This window comes from Corallococcus aberystwythensis (assembly GCF_003612165.1).
GTDB classification, from domain to species: Bacteria; Myxococcota; Myxococcia; order Myxococcales; family Myxococcaceae; genus Corallococcus; species Corallococcus aberystwythensis.
Map to the genome: position 1 here is coordinate 1 of NZ_RAWK01000214.1, position 17,962 is coordinate 17,962.

Annotated in this window: 18 protein-coding genes; 5 read left to right on the plus strand and 13 right to left on the minus strand. The window is 69.0% G+C overall.

Annotated elements, in window-relative coordinates; genetic code table 11:
- Positions 1-54: 54 nt before the first annotated feature.
- Positions 55-348, minus strand: a complete 294-nt coding sequence (locus D7W81_RS29415) for a FruA-associating protein, FapA (protein WP_120558715.1) — start codon at positions 346-348, stop codon at positions 55-57.
- Positions 349-600: 252 nt separating this feature from the next.
- Between D7W81_RS29415 and D7W81_RS29420 the strand changes: the two genes are divergently transcribed.
- Positions 601-1,659 carry a type IV pilus twitching motility protein PilT gene (locus tag D7W81_RS29420; RefSeq protein WP_244227508.1) on the plus strand — a complete coding sequence of 353 codons (1,059 nt, stop codon included), beginning with the start codon at positions 601-603 and terminating at the stop codon, positions 1,657-1,659.
- Positions 1,660-1,686: 27 nt separating this feature from the next.
- On the opposite strand, the gene D7W81_RS29425 is transcribed toward D7W81_RS29420, so the two are convergent.
- The 8 genes from D7W81_RS29425 to D7W81_RS29460 all read right to left on the minus strand — a co-directional run bounded on the left by D7W81_RS29425 (position 1,687) and on the right by D7W81_RS29460 (position 8,672).
- Positions 1,687-3,318, minus strand: coding sequence for a fumarate hydratase (locus D7W81_RS29425; protein WP_120558717.1), 1,632 nt, complete (start codon positions 3,316-3,318; stop codon positions 1,687-1,689).
- A 41-nt stretch (positions 3,319-3,359) separates the two neighbouring features.
- The gene (locus D7W81_RS29430) at positions 3,360-3,929 is read right to left on the minus strand and encodes a class I SAM-dependent methyltransferase (RefSeq protein WP_120558718.1); all 570 of its coding nucleotides are present in this window, start codon (positions 3,927-3,929) and stop codon (positions 3,360-3,362) included.
- A 44-nt stretch (positions 3,930-3,973) separates the two neighbouring features.
- Complete coding sequence (locus D7W81_RS29435; RefSeq protein WP_158621716.1) at positions 3,974-4,168, minus strand: hypothetical protein; 195 nt, start codon at positions 4,166-4,168, stop codon at positions 3,974-3,976.
- A gap of 170 nt (positions 4,169-4,338) precedes the next feature.
- Entirely contained in the window at positions 4,339-5,622 is a 1,284-nt protein-coding gene (locus D7W81_RS29445) for an MFS transporter (protein WP_120558721.1), read from the minus strand.
- Positions 5,623-5,693: 71 nt separating this feature from the next.
- Positions 5,694-6,800, minus strand: a complete 1,107-nt coding sequence (locus tag D7W81_RS29450; RefSeq protein ID WP_120558722.1) for an isopenicillin N synthase family dioxygenase — start codon at positions 6,798-6,800, stop codon at positions 5,694-5,696.
- A gap of 111 nt (positions 6,801-6,911) precedes the next feature.
- Complete coding sequence (locus D7W81_RS29455; RefSeq protein ID WP_120558723.1) at positions 6,912-7,358, minus strand: protease; 447 nt, start codon at positions 7,356-7,358, stop codon at positions 6,912-6,914.
- Positions 7,355-7,498: a hypothetical protein gene (locus D7W81_RS42525; protein ID WP_158621717.1), complete on the minus strand. Its 144-nt coding sequence runs from the start codon at positions 7,496-7,498 to the stop codon at positions 7,355-7,357. The genes D7W81_RS29455 and D7W81_RS42525 overlap by 4 nt, the downstream gene beginning before the upstream one ends.
- Before the next feature lie 88 nt (positions 7,499-7,586).
- Entirely contained in the window at positions 7,587-8,672 is a 1,086-nt protein-coding gene (locus D7W81_RS29460; protein WP_120558724.1) for a M35 family metalloendopeptidase, read from the minus strand.
- Between the two features lie 236 nt (positions 8,673-8,908).
- Between D7W81_RS29460 and D7W81_RS29465 the strand changes: the two genes are divergently transcribed.
- Together D7W81_RS29465 and D7W81_RS29470 are read left to right on the plus strand one after the other, a co-directional pair.
- Positions 8,909-9,604: a glutamine amidotransferase-related protein gene (locus tag D7W81_RS29465; RefSeq protein ID WP_120558725.1), complete on the plus strand. Its 696-nt coding sequence runs from the start codon at positions 8,909-8,911 to the stop codon at positions 9,602-9,604.
- 28 nt (positions 9,605-9,632) lie between these two features.
- A complete protein-coding gene (locus D7W81_RS29470) occupies positions 9,633-10,934 on the plus strand; it encodes an AAA family ATPase (protein WP_120558726.1) in 1,302 nt (433 codons plus the stop codon).
- A gap of 3 nt (positions 10,935-10,937) precedes the next feature.
- Here D7W81_RS29470 and D7W81_RS29475 read toward each other — a convergent pair whose 3' ends face one another.
- The 3 genes from D7W81_RS29475 to D7W81_RS29485 all read right to left on the minus strand — a co-directional run bounded on the left by D7W81_RS29475 (position 10,938) and on the right by D7W81_RS29485 (position 14,836).
- Positions 10,938-12,224: a hypothetical protein gene (locus D7W81_RS29475; RefSeq protein WP_158621718.1), complete on the minus strand. Its 1,287-nt coding sequence runs from the start codon at positions 12,222-12,224 to the stop codon at positions 10,938-10,940.
- A 161-nt stretch (positions 12,225-12,385) separates the two neighbouring features.
- Positions 12,386-13,393: a hypothetical protein gene (locus D7W81_RS29480; protein WP_120558728.1), complete on the minus strand. Its 1,008-nt coding sequence runs from the start codon at positions 13,391-13,393 to the stop codon at positions 12,386-12,388.
- Between the two features lie 162 nt (positions 13,394-13,555).
- The gene (locus tag D7W81_RS29485) at positions 13,556-14,836 is read right to left on the minus strand and encodes an OprO/OprP family phosphate-selective porin (protein ID WP_244227510.1); all 1,281 of its coding nucleotides are present in this window, start codon (positions 14,834-14,836) and stop codon (positions 13,556-13,558) included.
- A 184-nt stretch (positions 14,837-15,020) separates the two neighbouring features.
- On the opposite strand from D7W81_RS29485, the gene coaA reads away from it, so the two are divergent.
- Together coaA and D7W81_RS29495 are read left to right on the plus strand one after the other, a co-directional pair.
- Complete coding sequence (coaA, locus tag D7W81_RS29490; protein ID WP_120558731.1) at positions 15,021-15,974, plus strand: type I pantothenate kinase; 954 nt, start codon at positions 15,021-15,023, stop codon at positions 15,972-15,974.
- Between the two features lie 16 nt (positions 15,975-15,990).
- A complete protein-coding gene (locus D7W81_RS29495) occupies positions 15,991-16,983 on the plus strand; it encodes a cysteine synthase A (RefSeq protein WP_120558730.1) in 993 nt (330 codons plus the stop codon).
- A 21-nt stretch (positions 16,984-17,004) separates the two neighbouring features.
- Here the strand turns inward: D7W81_RS29495 and D7W81_RS29500 are convergent, their stop codons facing one another.
- A complete protein-coding gene (locus tag D7W81_RS29500; RefSeq protein WP_244227511.1) occupies positions 17,005-17,727 on the minus strand; it encodes a hypothetical protein in 723 nt (240 codons plus the stop codon).
- Between the last annotated feature and the right edge of the window lie 235 nt (positions 17,728-17,962).

The window sequence follows — 17,962 nt, forward strand, 5'->3', positions numbered from 1 at the left end:
GTATAAGAGACAGCCCGAGCACCACGTCCGGGGGGGATGGAGTGGGGAGTCTGACTACCGGTGCCGCGGGATGTTGCGGGCCACGTGCAGGGCCCAGGCCTCCGCGGAGTCCAGCTCCGCGCGGGCCTCCGCGTAGCGGTCCTTCGCCGCTTCACTGGCGTCGTTGGCGAAGATGGCGTCGTGCAGCTCCTTCTGTGCGCGGGTCAGCCGCAGGCTGGTCTGCAACCACAGCCGGGCCGCCATGCGCGGCGTAATCACCACCTGGGTGGGATCCCACACCTCCAGGGCGGCGTAGTCAGCGGAAGACAGCTCTTCGTAGTGGGGGGCCTGCTCGGTTTGTGCGTTCATGCCCGGATGTTCGCCATGGATTCCGGGCAGGGCATCCGGGCCGCTTGGGCAGGAAGAAGGCCACTGGTGAGCAGTCGAGGACAGTTCCTTCATCCCCCGGGGTACTCGCATTTCCTGATTTGCGGGAAAACTCAGTACAGTGAGGCTGGTGAAATGCTTTCCACACTGCAACCATGGAGGGATTGGGTGGCCTTCTCCTAGAATCCTCCGCTCCATGCGTGACGTGAGAGGGATTTCCTGGACCTGAACACCTTGAACAAGCTGCTCACCGTCGGCGTCCAGAACGGGGCTTCGGACATCCACTTCCGGCCGGGGGATCCACCCATCTACCGGGTGAACGGCGTGCTGCGGCCGCTGAAGATGGAAAAGCTCCAGGCGGATCACACGAAGCAGGTGGCGATGCACGTGATGAATGATCCGCTGATGAAGGCGCAGGTGGACAGCGTGCAGGAATGCGACTCGTCCTACAGCCTTCCGGGCGTGGCGCGTTTCCGGGTGAACATCTACCGGCAGCGCGGCTCGCTGGCGTGCATCCTGCGCATCATCCCGGATGAGATTCCCAGCATCGACGGCATGGGCCTGCCGCAGGTGCTGAAGACGATTGCCGGCAACGAGCGCGGGCTGGTGCTGGTGACGGGCGCGACGGGGTCCGGCAAGAGCTCCACGCTGGCGTCGATGATCAACCACATCAACCACACGGAGAGCCTGCACATCCTCACCATCGAGGACCCCATCGAGTTCATCTACAAGAACGTGAAGTCCTCCATCTCCCAACGTGAGATTGGACCGGACACGCAGAACTTCGCCATCGCGCTGCGTGCGGCGCTGCGTCAGGACCCGGACGTCATCCTGGTGGGCGAGATGCGCGACACGGAGACCATCGACATCGCGCTGAAGGCGTCGGAGACGGGCCACCTGGTGCTGTCCACGGTGCACACCACGGACGCGTCGCGCACCATCAACCGGCTGGTGTCGGTGTTCCCGGCGGAAGAGCAGACCATGGTGCGCATGCGCCTGGCGGACTGCCTCAAGGCGACCATCTCCCAGCGCCTGCTTCCGCGCGCCACCGGCAAGGGCCGCACGGTGGCGCTGGAGATCATGGTGCAGACGAAGACGGTGGAGCAGTACATCCGGGACGACCGCGCCGCGGAGCTGAAGGACGTCATCGAGAAGGGCCGCGACATGTTCGGCATGCAGTCCTTCGACCAGCACCTGACGCAGCTGTACCGCAATGGGGACATCACGCTGGAGACGGCGCAGAGCGCGGCCTCCAACCCGGCGGACTTCCAGCGCGCGCTCGAGTTCGACTGAGCACGCGCCGGAAGGTGGACCAGCGGCCTACTTCTTCGCGGACGGCTTGTTGATGTTCGCGAAGAAGTCGTTGCCCTTGTCGTCCACGACGATGAAGGCCGGGAAGTCGACCACGTCGATCTTCCACACGGCCTCCATGCCCAGCTCGGCGTACTCCAGCACCTCCACCTTCTTGATGCAGTCCTGGGCCAGCCGCGCCGCCGGACCGCCGATGGAGCCCAGGTAGAAGCCGCCGTGCTTCTTGCAGGCCTCCGTGACGGCCGGGGAGCGGTTGCCCTTGGCGAGCATCACGAAGCTGCCGCCCTCCGCCTGGAACTGATCCACGTACGCGTCCATGCGGCCCGCGGTGGTGGGGCCGAAGGAGCCGGACGCGTAGCCCTCCGGCGTCTTCGCCGGGCCCGCGTAGTAGACCATGTGGTCCTTGAGGTACTGGGGCATGCCCTCGCCCCGGTCCAGGCGCTCTTTGATCTTCGCGTGCGCGATGTCGCGCGCCACCACCAGCGAGCCGGACAACGACAGGCGCGTCTTGATGGGGTAGCGCGACAGCTCCGCGCGCAGGTCGCTCATGGGGCGGTTCAAGTCCAGCTTCACCACGTCGCCGGACAGGTCCGTCTCCGCCGTCTCCGGCAGGTACTTCGCGGGGTCCGTCTCCAGCGCCTCCAGGAAGACGCCGTCGCGGGTAATTTTCCCCAGCGCCTGCCGGTCCGCGGAGCACGACACGGCGATGGCCACCGGGCAGGACGCGCCGTGGCGCGGCAGGCGGATGACGCGCACGTCGTGGCAGAAGTACTTGCCGCCGAACTGCGCGCCAATGCCCGTGCGCTGCGTGAGCTTGAGCACCTCCTGCTCCAGCTCCACGTCGCGGAAGCCCCGGCCCAGCGCGTTGCCGCTGGTGGGCAGGGTGTCCAGGTAGCGGGCGGAGGCGTACTTCGCCGTCTTCAGCGCGAACTCCGCGGAGGTGCCGCCCACCACGATGGCCAGGTGGTACGGCGGGCACGCGGCGGTGCCCAGCGAGCGGATCTTCTGCTCCAGGAACGCGAGCAGGCTCTGCGGGTTGAGGACGGCCTTCGTCTCCTGGAAGAGGTAGCTCTTGTTCGCGGAGCCGCCGCCCTTGGCCATGAAGAGGAACTTGTAGGCGTCGCCGTCGGTCGCGTAGAGCTCGATCTGCGCGGGCAGGTTGTTGCCCGTGTTGACCTCCTTGTACATGTCCAGCGGCGCCATCTGCGAGTAGCGCAGGTTGGACGTGAGGTACGTGTCGAACACGCCCTTGGAGATGGCCGCCTCGTCACCGCCCTGGGTGAGGACGTACTGGCCCTTCTTGCCCATCACGATGGCGGTGCCGGTGTCCTGGCAGGAGGGCAGCACGCCGCCCGCGGCGATGTTCGCGTTCTTGAGCAGCTCCACCGCCACGAACTTGTCGTTGGACGACGCCTCCGGGTCCTTGAGGATGTTGGAGAGCTGCTGGAGGTGGCCGGGCCGCAGGAGGTGCGAGATGTCCCGCATGGCCTCGCGGGTGAGCAGGGTGAGCGCCTCCGGCTCCACCTGGAGGAAGATGCGGCCGCCAGCCTCGAACGTGGAGACGCCGTCCTTCGTGAGGAGGCGGTAGGGCGTCTCGTCCTTGCCAAGCGGCAGCATGTCCTGGAACTGGAAGTCACTCATCGCGGGCGGTCTCTTCAAGAAGGGGTGGACGGCGGGGGACTCTACTCACCGGGCGGCGCGCGGGGCGGCACTTCGTAGAGGTAGACAGGCGTGCGGTACAGGTCCTGGAGCCGCACGAAGCGCACCGGGTTCCACCCCCGGAGTCCGAAGGTGTGACTGAGGATGCGCGCGCCTTCCGGGAGCTCGGCGGCCAAGCGGGGCGCCAGGCGCGTCATGAGGCCCGGGGACAGGTAGCAGACGACGCAGGTCGCGTCCTGGAAGGACGCAGCGAAGAAGTCTCCGCGCGACAGCGTGAGGTTGGGGCGCGGGAAGAGGCGCTGGCGCAGCCGGCTGAAGAGCCAGGGCAGCCAGGACAGCTCGTACGCGACGATGCGCGCCTGGGGGCAGTGGTCCGCCAGCGCGAAGGCCACGTCCCCCCAGCCCGAGCCCAGGTCCAGCACGGTGCCCCGGGTGTCCCCCGGCAGCAGGGCGAGCAGCGCCCGCCGCACCCGGGGCGAGCTGGGCATGGGCGGCGTGCCGGTGCGCAGCGTGGACACGACGATGGACAGCACCCCCACGAGGAGCACCGCCCAGAGCAGCAGGAAGAGGAGGAAGGAGCCGGTCACGCTCACGGAACGGCGCGCATCATCGCGCGGGAGCCCCTTCGCGTGGGACCCTACTTGCGAGGGTGGTGGCCGGCATCCACCCGGACGAGGCGGGGCGGGCTGGAGTCCCCCTGGGCGGTGACACGGGACGGGGCGGGAGCGGGCTCAAGCTCCTCGAAGAGGGCCCGGCCCAGCACGAAGCAGAGTGCGGCCCCTACACAGAGTGCCACCACGTTGAAGTAGTACGCCATGGGACGCAGGTCCAAGCACGGACCATACCAGCGGGAGCCCTCCTCGAAGGGTGGGGGCCGGCGAACCCCGGCTGTGTCCTTTCTGGCTACAAGGGCTGTCCCCGGGTGGCCCCCCAGGCAACAGCGCCCTCACCCGGGGTTGAACCCTTCGGATGCGATGGTTTTCACCCGGAGCCCGTGACGCCTCAGACGGAGGGCGCGGACTCGGTGGGGTCCTGTTCCGGGCGGGGCGGGCGGTGCGCGGCGGACTCCAGGCGGTCCACGTTGCGCAGCTCCGGGAAGAGCCAGGCCCAGAGGCCCACGACGACGAGCGTGCCCACGGCGCCAATCACCACCGCGTGCACGGCGCCCAGGGCCTCCGCGAGCGAGCCCGCGCGAAACTCGCCCAGCTCGTTGGAGGCGCCGATGCACATCATGTTCACCGCGCCCACGCGGCCGCGCATGTCGTCCGGCGTGGAGACCAGTTCCAGCGTGTGCCGCACCACCACGCTCACCATGTCCGCCGCTCCGCCAATGGCGAGCGCCGCCAGCGACAGGGGCAGGGACGTGCTCAGGCCGAACACCAGCGTGGCCGCGCCGAACACCGCCACCGCGATGAACATCTTCCACCCGGCGTGGCTGCCCAGCGGACGGAACGCGAGCAGCACCGCCACCACCGCGGCGCCCGCGGCCGGAGCGCTGCGCAACAGGCCCAGGCCCCAGGGGCCGGTGTGCAGCACGTCCCGCGCGTAGATGGGCAACAGCGCCACCGCGCCGCCCAGCAGCACCGCGAAGAGGTCCAGGGTGAGGCTGCCCAGTAGCATCCGCTTCTGGCGCACGAAGCGCAGGCCCGCGACGAGCGTGGCCAGGGAGATGGGCTCGCGCGACGCGCTGCCGGTGCGCACCTTGAGCGAGAGGATCCACACGATGGTGAGCGCGCACAGCGACGCGGACGTGATGTAGACGCCCTTGCCGCCCAGCCAGCCGTAGAGCAGTCCGCCCAGGGCGGGGCCGGTGATGGTGGCCACCTGCCACGTGATGGAGTTCACCGCCACCGCGCGCGTCAGTTCCTCCGGCGGCACCAGATAGGGCGTGAGCGCGGAGCCCGCGGGCGCGTAGAAGGCCCTCGCGGTGCCGAACAGCACCAGCACGCCGTAGACGAACCGCACGTCCGTGACGTGGCCCAGCGTGAAGAGCAGGAGCAGCAGGCTGCACACCAGCATCACGCCCTGGCAGATGGCCAGGATGCGGCGGCGGTCGAAGCGGTCCGCCACCTGTCCGCCTGGCAGGCTGAAGATGAGGAAGGGGACGAACTGCGCCAGGCCCGTGTAGCCCAGCGCGAGCGCGCTCCCGGTGAGCTCATAGACCTGCCACCCGATGGCCACCGACTCGATCTGCGCCGCGAGCACCGCGCACAGACGGGCGACTTGATACAGCCGGAAGTCGCGGTAACGGAAGACGGAAGAGGCGAGGGCGGAGGAGAGGGCCATGGGGGTGCCCGCGCTGTAACGCAGCCCGTTTCCCTCCGCCAGCGACAAGGGGCGCACGCCCCGGGCACGCCTTATGAGGTCGCGCGCATCCGGTTGAGCCGGTCGTAGTGGCGGTAGCCCAGCTTGTCGAGCGCGGCGGGCGGCGCCAGGCCGATGTCCACCAGCGTCTTGATGTCGTACGTGCCCGCGAGCACCGGCGGCGCGTAGTTGGCCACCGCCTCCGGCGTGCGGAAGCCGGGCAGCGGGAAGAGCACCTGGCTGGTGTGCACGTGCATGAAGTGCGCGGCGGACTGGCGCTGCCACCCGGGCACGCCCGGCGCGGTGATGACGTGCGGCGTGGCGAGGAACGTGCCGCCCGTCAGGATTTCGAGCTGCTGGCCCACCTGCGCCACGATGCAGCCCGCGGGCGCGGTGCCGCGCACCATCTCCCCCTGCGGCGCGTCCGGCGTCGCGCGCGTGCGCAGGTACAGGCCGCTCTGGTCGTCCGGCTTCCCCGCGGGGCGGCCTTCCGGGTTGAGGAACCGGCCCCCGGGCAGGAGCGTCAGCAGGTTGAAGTCCGTGTGCTCCTCGCCCCAGAGGATGCCGGTGTTCACCTGGGTGGGGCCCAGCGGCAGGTACTGGAGCGCGCGCGTGACGTGGGGCGCCCGCTCGCATGCGGCGGTGAAGGTGTCCTGCGGCAGGTTCAGCGCCAGGGCCGCGCCGCGCAGGAGCTTGAGGCCCGCGTCATGCAGCGCGCTTCCCAGGGTGAGCAGGCCCTCCTGGAAGAAGGGCGGCGCGTTGTCCGGCCAGATGTTCTCCGGGTACAGCTCCGGGAACTCCATGGCGGACTGCGGGTCCGTGGGCGTAGGCGCCGCGAAGTAGCACTCCTTGAAGTCCGGCTGCCCGTTGCCGGCGACGGCGACCTCCGTGTTGGGAGGCGTCCAGCCGCGCTGGTACCAGAGGTCCGCGCGGCCAAAGGGGCGCTTCTCGGCGTCCGGGCGGGCCACGAAGGCGGAGAACGCGTCGTAGAAGCGCTCCAGCGCGGGCGCGTCCACGCCGTGGTTCTTCACGAACACGAGGCCGAAGACGCCGAAGGCCTCGCGCAGGGCCGCCGCGGCGCGCTCGAGGCGTGCCGGTTCACCCGACGCCAGGTCCAGCAGGTCGACCGTCGGAATGTTCATCGAGGAGGTGTCCGCCATGGTGGGCCCAGGTGTATCGCGCCCGGGCCCGGCTGAGGAGGGGGAGCGTGCCTGCCCGCCCTCCGGCTTCCGGGGAAATCCGGGAGGCCCCCCTTCACCCCGCGGCCGCGCTCAGCGCGCGGCGACCGTCACGTCCACCGGCGCGCACGTCACCGGGGTGGACTTGTAGTCGCCGCCGGGGCGGGGCACGTCCTCCTTGCGCGTGGCCACGTCCATCAGCGCGTCGCGGAAGGTGATGCGGTAGGTGCCCGGCTTCTTGAAGTCCCAGGCCTGGGTGACCTCCACGGTGTTCTCCACCGTCGCGCCCGGGGCGATGGCCATGTAGCTGTCCGCGGACGGGGCGGCGCGCTTCACCATGGGGCCCTGGTAGGGAACCTCCTCGCCGTCGCGGGTCACCTGGAACACGGTGCCCATGATGCCCTCCAGCGGCGTCTGCCACTTGAGCACCCAGACGGGCGCGTCCGAGCGGTTGGTGAGCTTGAAGAGGACCTCCACGGACTCACCCACGCGGGCCTTGGAGTGGACGCTGAGGACGCATTCCAGCTTCGGGGTCGTCACGGCGGCGTCGCGGGAGGAGGCGTCGCCGCGACGGGGGCCTGCTGTTGCGCGGGCGCTTCCGCGGGCTTCGGCGTACAGGCGGTGACACTGGCGGCGGACAGCACCGCGAGCCATGCGAGGTTCCTTCGTCCCAGCCCCATCACGTGACGCTCCTTGTGTTCGTGCGGCGAAATGAAAAAGGGCGCGAGCCTCGTGGCCCGCGCCCCTGGTCAACGGCCCACCGTCACCTTACGGCAGCGACGGGGTGTTCTCCGCGAAGTATTCGTGGCTGTCCGCGTTGTCACGCGCGCGCGACGCGTTGGACTTGGCCAGGTTCTTCGCGGCCGACTGGCCGTAGGCCCAGTCGTCCGTGCCGGCCACGACGGTGAAGTGGCTCATCTCGTGGACCAGCGTGCCCGCGCGGGAGTCCGTGCCCGTGTTGGGGGCGCTCCAGAAGGCGCCGCACACGTAGATCTTGTACGGCGAGCCCGGGTAGACGTACGCGTAGGTGCCGCTCTCGTTGCAGCTGCAGTCGACGACGACGGCGGCGGACGCGAACGCGTTCTTGATGCTGTTGAAGTGCGTCTTGATGGTGCTCCAGTTGGTGCTGGAGTACGTGCCGAACCAGGTGGTGTAGCGCGTGGTCGCGGACGGCGTACCGTTCAGGTAGCTGTACGCGTTGTTGGAGTAGGTCTGCGCGCTGCTGAACGCGGTGGCGATGGCGCTCTGCTCGGAGCTGGTGCAGGCGCCGGAGTAGGACAGGCTCTGCGCCGTCACCTGGCGCATGGCCTCGGCGTCCTCGCGGCTGTTGCGGCGGCCTTCGATGAAGAGGCTGACCTCGTTGGAGGACAGCGCCGTCACGCCCTCACGCTGCTCCAGCTCGTAGCGGATGGAGTAGGTGCCGGTGACGGACAGGTCATACGCGTCCGACACGACGACCGGGCCGGAGATGCTCTGGCCGGGGGCCAGGGTGATGAGGTCCTCGGAGCGGCCCAGCACGCGCTTGAAGTGCGCGCCGGTGTACTCCACGGCCTGGCCGTCACGGGACACCGACAGGCGGCCCTCGTTGAGCCCCTCGCCCGGGGCGTCCCACTTGTAGAGGCTCACCGGCGCGGAAGAGGTGTTCGTCAGCGTCACCTCCACCGTCACGCGCTCGCTGGCGGCCATGGAGGCCTTGGGCCCCGACACGCGCGCGGACAGCGCGCCCTGGGCCTGCTCCGTGGCCTCGGCCGGGGTGGACTCACCCTCCGCCGGAGGAGCGCCGCAACCACTCAGCAGGGAAACGCCGACCACCGTGCCCATCAGCCACTTGAAACCGCGAAGGCTCTTGCTCACGAGGAACTTCCTTTCGGAAACGACGCGACGGAACACCCAAGGGGGAATGCCCGGGTCCGCATGCTTATAGGGGAAACCGGGCCCGCGGATGATGGCACGAAATACTGTGAAATAAATGCCTACCGACTATCCGGGTTCACGCCGCGTCGCGGCCAACCGTGGCCTGGAGCGTTAGTCTTCACGCGGCACGCATTGCGTGTGGCACCAACAAAGACACAGGGAAGGGGTGGCGGACGATGCGCGCGGTGGTGTTCGAGCACGAGGAGCATGAGGGGCCGGGACTGCTGGGGCCGGCGCTGGAGGCGGCGGGCTTCACGCTGGTGCGGCGCTTCCGGACGGTGAAGCGCGAGGACGTGGACGCGCCGTTGGTGGTGGTGATGGGCGGACCCATGGGCGTGTACGAAGCGGACGCCCATCCGTTCCTGAATGAAGAACTGGCATTGCTGGGAGAGCGGCTGGCGAATGACCGCGCGTGCGTGGGCGTGTGCCTGGGTGCGCAGCTGCTGGCGGCTGCCGCCGGGGCGACGGTGTCCCCGGGGAAGAATGGCTTCGAGGTGGGCGTGGGGCCGGTGCGCTGGACGCCGGATGCGCTGGAGGACCCGGTGGTGGCGGGCGTGAAGCCGCGCACGGCGGTGGCCCACTGGCATGGGGACACGTACACGCCGGTGCCCGGCGCGACGCTGCTTGCGTCCACGGACCGGTACACGCAGCAGGCGTTCCGGCTGGGGAAGTCCTATGGCTTCCAGTTCCACCTGGAGCTGACGGCGCGGGAACTGGGGCGCTGGCTGGAGCTGGGCGAGGAGGACCTCGTCACCCGGGGCAAGGACCTGGCGGAGCTGAAGGCGCAGCTGCCCAAGCTGAAGGCCGCGGAGGCGGAGAACACGGAGTTGCTGCACCGGCTCGCGCATCAGCTGGCCAAGGGCCTACGCTGACGGCGGTCCATGGGGAGGGCCGGATGCCATGAAGCTCACGCGCCTGCACATCCATCACTATCGCGGGCTCGCGCCGGACACGGTGCTGACGTTCGGCCCCGCGCTCAACGCGGTGGTGGGGGCGACGGGCAGCGGACGCACGACGCTGCTGGAGCTGGTGTCCGCGGTGCTGTGCTCGGACTTCTCCGGGCTCCTGCGGGAGCCGTTCGCGCTGGACTACGCGCTGCGCTTCGACGCGCTGACGGTGGACGTGGTCGTGCGCAACGAGCCACCCGCGGCGCTTCCCGCCACGACAGGGGAGGGCGGCCCCGAGAAGGCAGGTCCGGGTGACGCGTTGGCGCTGCCGCCGGGGGCGCTGGCGCACGGGCTGATGCCCTCCATCGTGGCGACGGTGCGGTGGGACGCGGCGGGTGACGCGCGGCTCGTCATGCGTGCCAGCGCCACGGGCTTCGCGTGCGAGGTGGCGGGCGCGGCCGGGTTCTCCAAGCGCATGCACTGGTCGGTGTTGGACCGGTCCGTGTGGACGCTGCTCTTCATGGCGGCGCAGTACCTGGAGCGCGGCGTGAAGGACCGGCTGAAGGACCTCTTGCGCGAGACGTTCCTGCTGGCGCCGCCGCGCTTCGACGAAGCGCTGGGCATGTTCGAGCGCATTGGCGCCATCCGCTACGCGATGGAGCAGCGTGGCGAAGAGCTGTTCCCCCTGGGCCTCATGGCGCTGCCCACGTGGATGCCCGGCTGGCTGCGCGAACAGGTGGAGCGCGAGCCCGCGCCCCCATCGCTGATGTTGCGCCACGAGGCGATGCCCCAGAGCTTCCTCGCGCGCTTCGTGACGCTGGCGGGCTTCGCCTCCGGCACGCTCACGGTGGACGTGACGGAGACGACGCCCCTGTCCCAGGGCGGACGGCTGGGCTTCAGTGGCTTCCGCTTCGCGTTCGTGCGCGCGGACGGCACGCCGGTGACGCAGGAGCAGCTGGGCCACGGCCAGAAGCGGCTGTTGTCCTTCCTCTACTACCTGGATGTGCACGAGTCCTTCGTCATCGCGGACGAGCTGGCGGACGGCCTGCATCCGGACCTGGTGCGCGCGTGCGTGGAGGACATGGGCGCCCGGCAATCCTTCGTCACCAGCCAGAACCCGCTCTTGTTCGAACACCTGACGTTCGCCAACGCGGAGCAGCTGCGCACGTCGTTGATCCGCTGCGAGACTGGCGGAGGACAAGGCGCCTGGCGGTGGACGCAGCCCACGCCGGAGGAGGCCGCGCGGTGGTTCGACGCGTACCGCGCGGGCTCCGTGCCGCTGGGCGTGGTGCTGCGCGCCCAGGGCTTCGGGTGAGCGTCAGGGCGCCGTCGACCCCTTGAACAGGAAGTCGTCCTCGAAGCCGCGCGAGACCAGGCTCCCGCCGAGGTGAAGGGTGCCAGAGAAGTAGCCGATCCCCACGAATGCACCCTGCTTGTTCACCGCCACGTCCGTGAAGTACGGGCGCCCCGTCGAGGAGTACGTGCGCCGCCACTGCTGCTGTCCCTGGAGGCGCTCCAGCCTCGCGGTGAAGAGCGTGTAGCCGGAGGACGTGTCGGGCTCGGTGGAGGCTCCGCCCACCACCACGCTGTCGTCCTCGGCCATGGCGACCGCGCTCACGGGCTGCGGGTAGCTGCGCGCCCAGCGCTCCTCACCGGCCCGGGTCCACGCGATGAGGAAGCCCCCGTTGCCCGCGGAGGGGTTCGGGACTTCATGGCCCGCGAACGTGAAGGCGTTGTTGAACTGCCCCCCGGCCACCACGCGGTTGCCGTGCACGGCGATGGCGATGCCACTCCCGGACGCGCCCGTTAGCGGCCGGGTCCATACCACCGTGCCCGTGGAGCCCACCTTCCAGATCTCCGGGTCGGGGTAGCGGATGCCCGTGAAGTAGATGTCATCCGCCTCGTCCACCGCGACGCTGGAGCCTCCACTCAGGTCCCACTGCTCCCGCACGGTCCACTGCGCCGTGCCAGCGGCGCTGAACTTCGTGAGGAAGGCCGTTTGCACATCCGTCACCTGCGAAGAGTTGGGGCCCAGACCGAAGTCCACCGTACGGAAGGCAGCACCCGTCATGGCGATGGCATCCTGCGAGTCCGTGACCAGGTCCTGCGGCGAGATGTTGCCTGTGAAGTGCCGGGCCCACTGGAACTGGCCCGTCTTGCGCAGCTTCAGCAGGAAGGCGCCTCCGGGCTGGAGCCCCCCGCCCAGGTCGATGGATTCATTCGAGCTCCCCGCGATGAGGACGTTGCGCTCTCGGTCCACCGTGAGCGCCACCGCGTTGACGAAGTTCTGTCCCCCGGGGGGCAGCACGCCTTCGAAAGAGCGGGTCCACAAGAGCGCGCCGGCCGTCGTGTACTTCGCCACCGCGAAGCCAAAGCTGTTGGCGTTCCCGGAGCCGACGGGGCCCGCGCCCAGGTCCACGCTGCCTTGATAGAGGAAGAGCGCGAGGACGTTGCCGTCGCGGTCGAAAGCCACCGCGGGGGCCTGGTCGAACCGGGGAGAGCCCAGGTGCTTCACCCAGACGAAGTCGCCTCCCGCGAGCCCCGCCTCCTGCGTCCGCGGGGATGCCTCTGGCGCGTCCGAGGGCCCGCACGCACCGAGGGCCACCGCCGCCACGACGCTCCAAAGAAGCCGCCAGTCCATAGCCCTGCGAGTCGTTCCCATGCGCACCCCCATTGTCCCCAAAGACAGACAGTGCGAGTTAGGAACGACCCAGACGCGAGGACACTGCCCCGGAGGGCAGTGTGGCTTTGGTATTTGAAAAGTCGTCAGCGGCCGGAGAGCAACTCCGTGCTGAAGGAGAAGCCGCCCAGGAGGTAGGGCATCGCGTTCGCGCGGTTCTCGTGTTTGAGGTACCAGCCCGCGATGAGCAGCACGGTGGGCTTGGTCATGACGCCGCCCGGCTTCGTGTCAAAGGCATACGCGACGAGCGGCCCCACGCGGACGTGCTGGTTGGTGGGCAGCGTTCGTCCGGGCAGCGGCTCCACCGCGTTGGCGTCTTCGCTGTAGCGCGGCCACACCGCGGAGAGCCGGGCGCCCAGCGTCCACTGTCCGGCCAGCCACAGCACGTCCGTGTCGTTGGCGAGCACCCAGCCCTTGCCGGGCACCAGCGTGTCCAGCGTCGGGTCGTAGAACGTGCCGCGCGGCCCACCGTCCTGCAGGGACATGTTCCAGTACTCGATGGCCAGCTTCGTGCGCACCGCCAGGGACTTCACCTTCGCCTGGAGCATGGGCTCCACGAAGAAGTGATGCCCGGAGGTGCCGTAGGCGGCGTCGTTGGTCTCGCTGCGCAGGTCGTCGTCGTAGGGCTGGAAGGAGTCCGGGTACGACTGGACGCTGCCGAAGGTGCCGAAGAACTGCACGTACTCGTAGCCGGCGCGCAGGTTGAAGATGGCCGCGGGCTGCAGCTCCACCACGGGCCCCAGCTTGAAGAACGCGGGGCTCAGCTTGAGGCTCGCGCCAGCGCTGGCGTACGTGTCGCGCAGGAGCAGGGAGGGGCTGTCGAAGAGGCGCTTCTGGTAGACGAGCCGGTTCTGCGACTCGAGCCCCAGCGGGTTGTAGCGAACCACGTTGAGGGTGGAGAAGTAGACGCGGCGCTCGGGCGGGGACGGCTGCACCGGGGTCGGCACGGCCTCCGTGATGGGGGGCTGGGACTGCTGTGCGGCTACGGGCGCGCCCAGGCCCAGCAAGGCGAGCAGCGCGGCGCGCGTGAGCCCCTTCGACAGGGAGCGGGGGCGGACAGACGTCGGGCGCTGCGGGTACACGGTTGCGGGCATGCGTCCTCTCGGCGGGAGTCCGCGGGAGGGCCCCCGGGCAAGGGCCCTCTTCGCGGGCAGCGGGAGCGTCGTGCACCTGATGCACGCGCTTCAAGACGCACCAGGACGAAGCCCCCGTGACACCCGGCGTCACCGGAGATTCCAGGGCGCGTGGCCGGGGCTTCAGAACGTGAGCTGGAAGCGGGACAGGAGCGCGTTCTCGGGGGCGCGATCGCCTTCCGGGGCGCCGCCCTCGAAGTTCGTGCGGTGGAAGTTCAGGGCGAACCTCACGCGCCGGTTGAAGGCGAAGGTGGTGGCGACGCCGAAGCCCTTCGCGCTGCTCACCGAGCGCGCGGGGTTGGCGAAGCGGGGGAAGGCAGCGTCGTCCAGGTCCAGCGCGTGGTAGCGCGCCGCCACCTCCAGCGCGCCGCCCCGGAGCGTCTTCGGATCGAAGGCCTTCGCCGGCCGGGCGCCCTCGAAGGAGGCCTTCCCTCCAAACACCCACGACACCGCCGTCTGCCACGCGTGGTGGTGCAGCCTCACGCGGGCATCCGCGGCCTGGACCTCCTGTGACGACCGCACGTACTCCGCGAGGATGCCGAACGAGCCCCAGTAGAAGTGCCCCTGGGGCGACAGCCGCAGGTGCTGGCCGTGGGCGGTGACCGTCACCCCGGTGTCCGCGTTGCTCAGGTAGCTGAAGATGACCTGCTGGCCCGTGCTGCGAAAGGGCGCGAGGCCGGTGTTGGGGGCCGAGCCGAACTGGAGGCCGCGCGTCATCGCGATGCCCAGTCCCAGCCCCTGGAGGAAGGACGGCTCGCGGCCCTTGAAGGGCAGGGCGAAGACGCGGGCGGCCAGGTCGAAGCTGTCATCCGTGTTGGCGTCGGTGCTGGCGCCGTCTGGATCGCCATTCACCACCGCCACCGAGTATTGCCACCGGCCGCCTTCGCCTTCCCCGTGAAGTTCCAGGCCCTCGTCGCGGTTGGGGACCAGGTCCACCGTGAGCGAGCGTTCGATGAAGGGGTTGTCCATGTCGGACTGGAGCAGCTCCAGTCCGAACGGCGTCTTGAACCGGCCCGTGCGCAGGCGCACCCATTCCCCCGGACGGAAGTCGAGGTACGCGTCCTGGATGATGGACTGCCCGTTGCCGAAGTCCGGCATGAAGCGGAAGTCGATGAAGCCGAAGAGCGTCCCATCCAAGATGGGGCGCATGCGCCGCACGATGAACGTGTTGGTGCCGGTGCGGTCCGTGTCCTCCAGGAAGAAGCGTCCGTCTCCCTGGAGCTGCCCGCGCAGCTTGAGCACGAAGGCCTTGTCCGCGGACGACAGCGAGAAGCCCTCCTCCGACGCCTGGATGACCGGTGGCTCCGCGGCCTGCGGGGGCTCGGAGGCCTGGGCGCGCGCGTGGGGTGCAGCGAGCAGCAGGCCCGTGGCTGCGAGCAGGGCGGCGGGAGCGGAGGGGGACACGCGAAAACCTCGTGGGGACTGGGGACGCGCTCCGGGTGCGGCAGTGCCCCGCGCCAGGAGGACGCGACCGGGAGGCGGCCGGGCACGTTGGTGACGGGAAAGTCTTGCTGTCAAGAATCGCAGGGAAGACCTGTTGTCACCTTCACTTGCCGGATCCGGGGAGGTCTGGTCCATGCTGGGCGGCATGTCCGTGACCAAGCCCCGCGCCGCATCGATGTACGTCGACCTGGACCGCGACGCGTGGCGCGAGCTCCGGGCCTCCACGCCGCTGACGTTGACGGCGGAGGAGGTGGAGAAGCTGCGGGGCCTGGGGGAACAGCTGGACATCCACGAGGTGGAGGACGTCTACCTGCCGCTGTCGCGCCTCTTGCACCTGCAGGTGGCGTCGGCGCAGTCGCTGTGGGCGGCGCAGCAGGCGTTCCTGGGGTACTCGGTGCGCAAGGTGCCGTTCATCATCGCCATCGCGGGCAGCGTGGCGGTGGGCAAGAGCACCACGGCGCGCATCCTCCAGGCGCTGCTGGCGCGCTGGCCGGATCATCCGCGCGTGGCGCTGGTGACGACGGACGGCTTCCTGCATCCCAACCGGGTGCTCGCCGAGCGGGGCATCATGAACCGCAAGGGCTTCCCGGAGAGCTACGACCGGCGCGCGCTGGTGCGCTTCCTGGCGGAGCTGAAGGCGGGGCGCGCGGAGGTGACGGCGCCGGTGTACTCGCACCTCGTCTACGACATCGTGCCGGAGGAGGCGCAGTCCATCCGGCAGCCGGACATCCTCATCCTGGAGGGGCTGAACGTCCTGCAGACGGGGCCGGTGGAGGGCGGGCGGCTGCCGCAGACGTTCCTGTCGGACTTCTTCGACTTCTCCATCTACGTGGACGCGAGCGAGACGGACATCCGCCACTGGTACGTGGAGCGCTTCCTGCGCCTGTGGGAGACGGCGTTCCGCGACGAGCGGTCCTTCTTCCGGCGCTTCTCCGAATTGACGCGCGAGCAGGCCATTGCCCGGGCCGCGTCGGTGTGGGCGGAGATCAACGGGCCGAACCTGGCGGAGAACATCGCGCCCACGCGTTCACGGGCGCGGCTCATCCTGGTGAAGGGCAGCGACCACAAGGTCCGCCGTGTGCGGATGCGCAAGCTGTAGGTGAGGGAGGACGGTCATGGCGCCACGAATGGGTTCGCTCTGGGACGCGGTGGGGAACACGCCGCTGTTGCGCATTGGGTCACTGAGCCGGCAGACGGGCTGTGACATCGTCGCCAAGGCGGAGTTCATGAACCCGGGAGGCAGCATCAAGGACCGGGCCGCGAAGGGGATGATCCACCGCGCGGAAGGAACGGGGCAGCTGAAGCCGGGCGGCACGATTGTGGAAGGCACCGCGGGCAACACGGGCATCGGCCTGGGCTTGCTGGGGCGCGAGCGGGGCTACCGCGTGGTGGTGACGATGCCGGACAACCAGGCGCGAGAGAAGTACGAGCTCCTGGATGCCATGGGCGTGGAGGTGCGGCGGGTGCCGGCGGTGCCGTTCTCCAATCCCTCACATTTCTTCCACCAGGCGAGGGTCTTGGCGGAGGCGAACGGCTGGGCGTGGATGAACCAGTTCGAGAACACGGCGAACGGCGACTTCCACTACGAGACGACGGGGCCGGAGATCTGGGAGCAGGCGGAGGGCAGGGTGGACGTGCTGGTGGCGGCGGTGGGCAGCGGCGGCACGCTGTCCGGGACGAGCCGTTACCTGAAGGAGAAGAACCCGGCGTTGCGGGTGGTGTTGGTGGATCCGCCGGGGTCGGGGCTCTTCTGCCAGGTGCGCACGGGGAAGATGGAGACAGCGGGAAGCTCCATCACGGAAGGCATTGGCATCATGCGGCTGACGGAGAACTTCCGGCAGGCGCGCGTGGACGAGGCGATGCGCCTGGAGGACCAGGACATGCTGGAGATGCTCTACCACCTGGCCAGGGAGGACGCGCTGGTGGTGGGCACCTCCGCGGCCCTGAACGTGCGGGCCGCGTGGGAGGTGGCGCGCAAGCACCAGGGCCAGGGCCTGCGCATCGTCACGTTCCTGTGCGATCACGGCAGCCGCTACGCCTCCAAGGTCTTCAACCCGGAGTTCCTCGCGTCGAAGGGCCTCACGGTGAAGCCGCTGCCGGCGGTTTGAACCGAGTCACCTGGGTGGCCGCTACTGGCTGGCGACCACCTTGAGCGTGGGCTCCGCGGGCGTCTCCTCCTTGGCAGTAAGGGACAGTTCCAGGCTGCGGGCGACCAGTGCCTTGAGCGCCCATACCTCGGGAATCGTCTGGATGTAGATCCGGCTCACACCGAAAGCCGAGGGGGACGCTTCGACCTCGAACCCCGCGGCGAGGGTCTTGGCTTCGTCAACGGGAACCCAGGTGGCAAGGCTCTTGCGCTTGCCATTGCCGAAGAACCGCACGAACCACTTCGTGGGCTTCTTGAAGGACACGTTGAAGTAATTCGAGGTGTCCCGGTAGAGGACGTCCTCCGCCGCGTGACCATTCTTGGTGCAGATGTCGCGAATGACGCCGAAGAAGGCCAGCTCCTCTTCGGTGGTTTCCATGGTGGCGCGGCCCTTGTCATCGCCCGTGGCGCGGGGCTCTGGTTCAAAGGGTTTCGCGCTGTCGGTCTTCACGACGTTGGGGCCATCCTTGGAGGTGGACGGTTCCGCGCCTTCATTCAAGCGCTGGATGCGCTCCTTGAGCTTGTCGAGGAAGTCATCGCCCATGACGCGGAGGAGGGTGGGCTCGATGGCCTCCTTCGCGACCTCCGCGAGGCGTTCCATCACGGCGGTCGTCCGCTTGCCCTTGTAGATGTCCTCGGTGAGCCACTTGAGGAAGCCTTCATGCTCGCCGGGTGACTTCAGGGCGGCGGAGAGCTTGTCGATCATTCCCTGGCGGTAGCGGCTGTTCTCCGCGTCGGTGATGAGCGTCGTGGCGTTGAAGGATTCGCGGCTGAATTTGGAAAGGAACTTCGCGACCTTGGCCCAGTCCGACTTCCCCCTGTGTCAGGGAAGTTGTCGCCTCGGCTGAATAGCCGGGATGACCACGCCTTGGGGGCGAGAGCAGGCAGGACGCAGTGCCGTACACGGATGCATTCAAGTCTCAGATGGTGAAGCGGATGGT

Excerpts from the sequence above, each read along its gene's own strand:
- D7W81_RS29415 (WP_120558715.1), bottom strand. The coding sequence starts at position 348 with ATGAACGCACAAACCGAGCAGGCCCCCCACTACGAAGAGCTGTCTTCC.
- D7W81_RS29425 (WP_120558717.1), bottom strand. The coding sequence starts at position 3,318 with ATGAGTGACTTCCAGTTCCAGGACATGCTGCCGCTTGGCAAGGACGAG.
- D7W81_RS29445 (WP_120558721.1), bottom strand. The coding sequence starts at position 5,622 with ATGGCCCTCTCCTCCGCCCTCGCCTCTTCCGTCTTCCGTTACCGCGAC.
- D7W81_RS29450 (WP_120558722.1), bottom strand. The coding sequence starts at position 6,800 with ATGGCGGACACCTCCTCGATGAACATTCCGACGGTCGACCTGCTGGAC.
- D7W81_RS42525 (WP_158621717.1), bottom strand. The coding sequence starts at position 7,498 with ATGGGGCTGGGACGAAGGAACCTCGCATGGCTCGCGGTGCTGTCCGCC.
- D7W81_RS29465 (WP_120558725.1), top strand. The coding sequence starts at position 8,909 with ATGCGCGCGGTGGTGTTCGAGCACGAGGAGCATGAGGGGCCGGGACTG.
- D7W81_RS29470 (WP_120558726.1), top strand. The coding sequence starts at position 9,633 with ATGAAGCTCACGCGCCTGCACATCCATCACTATCGCGGGCTCGCGCCG.
- D7W81_RS29480 (WP_120558728.1), bottom strand. The coding sequence starts at position 13,393 with ATGCCCGCAACCGTGTACCCGCAGCGCCCGACGTCTGTCCGCCCCCGC.
- coaA (WP_120558731.1), top strand. The coding sequence starts at position 15,021 with ATGTCCGTGACCAAGCCCCGCGCCGCATCGATGTACGTCGACCTGGAC.
- D7W81_RS29495 (WP_120558730.1), top strand. The coding sequence starts at position 15,991 with ATGGCGCCACGAATGGGTTCGCTCTGGGACGCGGTGGGGAACACGCCG.
- D7W81_RS29500 (WP_244227511.1), bottom strand. The coding sequence starts at position 17,727 with ATGATCGACAAGCTCTCCGCCGCCCTGAAGTCACCCGGCGAGCATGAA.